Origin of the sequence: Lyngbya sp. CCY1209 (assembly GCF_035615495.1) — a bacterium.
Lineage (GTDB): Bacteria > Cyanobacteriota > Cyanobacteriia > Cyanobacteriales > Microcoleaceae > Limnospira.
The window spans coordinates 1-2821 of record NZ_JAJENU010000378.1 but is presented as its reverse complement, the minus strand read 5'-3'; the positions used below and the strand labels follow the sequence as shown (position 1 = coordinate 2821).

2 protein-coding genes are annotated in these 2821 nt (G+C 50.0%); both read left to right on the top strand.

Annotation, left to right across the window (positions count from 1 at the left end; genetic code table 11):
* Positions 1 to 883, top strand: an 883-nt coding sequence (locus LKE08_RS10740) for a GUN4 domain-containing protein (protein WP_324704219.1), incomplete at its 5' end; no start/stop codon positions are given.
* Positions 884 to 1108: 225 nt separating this feature from the next.
* On the top strand, positions 1109 to 2737 hold the full coding sequence (locus LKE08_RS10735; RefSeq protein ID WP_324704218.1) for an Hsp70 family protein: 1629 nt from the start codon (positions 1109 to 1111) through the stop codon (positions 2735 to 2737).
* Positions 2738 to 2821 lie beyond the last annotated feature (84 nt).

Here is a 2821-nt window from a genome sequence, read left to right as displayed (position 1 = left end):
TCCGGTTTGTGAAACGGAATATACGGAAAATGAGGTCGAAACCTGTGCGGTGTGTGGCTATGACCTGACACCTCTGTATTTCTTAGATAAAGTACCCGAGGGGTTTTTGGAGAAAGAGAGAAAACGCATTGCCGCCGCCAAGCGGGTTTGGCAACAGTCCCAGTGTCAGCTACAGTCGGCACAGGCGATAGTTTCTCAGTTGCAGTCTCAGTTATATGAAATGATGCGGAAAATTGACGGTTTAACGGAGTCGCATAATCAACATCAGGCTGATTTTAAAACTCAGTTATATGGCATTGAGCAACAGAATCAACAGCAATTGATGAATTTACAATTACAGTTGGATGAAATGAATCGGCAAATTCGGAATTTAACCCAGTCGCCACCCCCAGAAGGAGATACAAAAAAAAGAGATACTTCTGATCGTGATTATACCCAACTTAAAAAATTTTTGAAATCAGGAAATTGGAAAGATGCTGACCAAGAAACAGCTCGGATTATGTGGGCGGTGGCGGGACAAACGAACCGGGAATATTTAGATACAAATGATATCAAAAAATTTCGCTGTGAGGATTTGCGAATTATCAATCATCTGTGGGTCAAATACAGTGACGGACGCTTTGGGTTTAGTGTCCAGAAGCAAATTTACATCAATTGTGGAGGAAAGCCGAATGGGAGGTATGATAGTGCAATATGGAATCGGTTCGGCGAAGAGGTAGGATGGCGAGTGAATGGAAAGTGGTTGTCATGGTCAGATTGCACATTTTCCCCGTCAGCATCTCGGGGCCATCTCCCGTGCGCGGGCGGGGTGGTTGGAGGTGGATGGGTAGGTCGTGGGTACTGGGTGGGGATTCTCTCTCGCGCACAAACTTGTAATCTGTAGCACTACAACCACTTCAGGCAGTTGTCAAGTTTTTGTTTTCGGCAACTTTTTCACGGAAAAATCTGCTTTTCCTCCATTCGATTGAGTGAAGAAACCGGGTTTCTCAGGAAGATTTTTTGATGGTTATGAGAGACTCGGTTAGAAACCCGGTTTCTCAGATCGGCCGAAACGATCCGATCGCACCTATAATATAAACAGCCCTGCACCGACAGTCAAACACCCGCGATGGCACAGTACAAAATCGGCCTCGACTTCGGCACCACCAACTCGATTATCTCCCACATAGAAGACGGCAAACCCGTTGCCTTTCAATATGGCGGAGAACAGGGATACAAATATATCCCCTCCTTCATCGCCTACGAAGACGACTTTATCGAAATCGGCCAAGCCGCCAGAACCACCGCCGCCAACCATCCCGAAAGCAAAAGTTACGGCAACTTCAAAATGGACTTGCCGCTGACGGAAAACTTCGCCAACACCTACCCGCTGCCGCACACCCCCACCAGCGTCACCGCCGACTATCTGCGGGAACTCCTTCTCTCCCCAGAAAATGAATACAGCTTCACCCGCCAACAGGGGGAAATCGCCGGTTTGGTGGTGTCCGTCCCGGAAATTTGGCAGCGGGATATCTGCAACACCGGACGGGAAAACCTGCAAACCCTAATTGCCGAAAATTTGGGACTGGAAAAACAACTGATTCAACTGGTGAGCGAACCCGTCGCGGCCGCCGCCTATTACGCCTGGGAAACCCAACGCCGCCACCGGGAGGAAAACCGGGAACCTTTCAACGGCAATCTCCTCGTTTGCGATATGGGTGGGGGAACGTTTGATGTCAGTTTGTGCCGTATTTACGGGGAGAATAAAGTCGAGGTTTTGTACTTCGACGGACAGGGCGATCGCGGTTTAGAATCGGCGGGGGTCGCCTTCGATCGCAGTTGTGTCATCCAAGCCTACACCCAAAAAAACGGCCTCCCACCCGACGCCGACAGCACCGAATTTATGAACCTGCTGCGGGAGTTTGAAAGCGTCAAAATCGCCGGACACAACAAATACACCAAAAAACTCAAAAACTACTTAAACAGCCCCTCAGAACTCGCAGACCAAACGCTCTACAGCTTTTCCAACGGCTACACCCTCACCAGCGGCGAAGTCGCCCGAGCCTTCGCCCCCATCGCCGCCGGAATTACCCGCGTCCTGGAACGGGTGACAACCTGGATGGACGCCAACGGTCAAAAGTGCGATCGCCTCTTTTTGGTGGGGGGATTCTGTCAGTTTCACCTGGTGCAGAAAACCATCCTGGATGCCCTCAACCTGGGCGAAAACGACCCCACCCTCGAAAGTCAATTCAACTTAATTAACAGTGCCTTCGCCATCTCCTACGGTGCCTGTTTGATCGCCAACGGCCTCGTCCAACCCAGCGAAATCTACATCCACACCATCGGACTGGTGGTACACACGATCAACGCCTCCACGAAATTGGAAGAAATATTTATTCCTATCATCAAAGGCGGCACAAATTTGGACGACCTCGCCTCCCTCCGCTTCGCCGACATCCCCCCTCTGGAAGCCTTCCACGACACCCCGACGGTGACATTGGGCGTCGATCCCCAATCCCGGGGGAAACTTTTCAAACAGGTTTTACCCGATATCGTCAAACTCCCCAAAACCGCCACCTCGGAAAAATGGCGGGTGGGAATGCGGGTGAACCGTTCCCAAGTAGCCTATTTGGCGATCGCATCTGAAGAGGGAAATAAAGCGATCGAATACGAACTGGGAAATATCATCGCCAAAATGTTCCCGGGTTTTGTGATGATTGAAGAAGACCTATACCAGACAAATGACAATCAAAAGTAACATCTTTTCCCCCCCTTCTCAAGGGGGGCTAGGGGGGATCGAATCTCAAACATAGGAGGAATAATACCCCCAATTCAATATCTT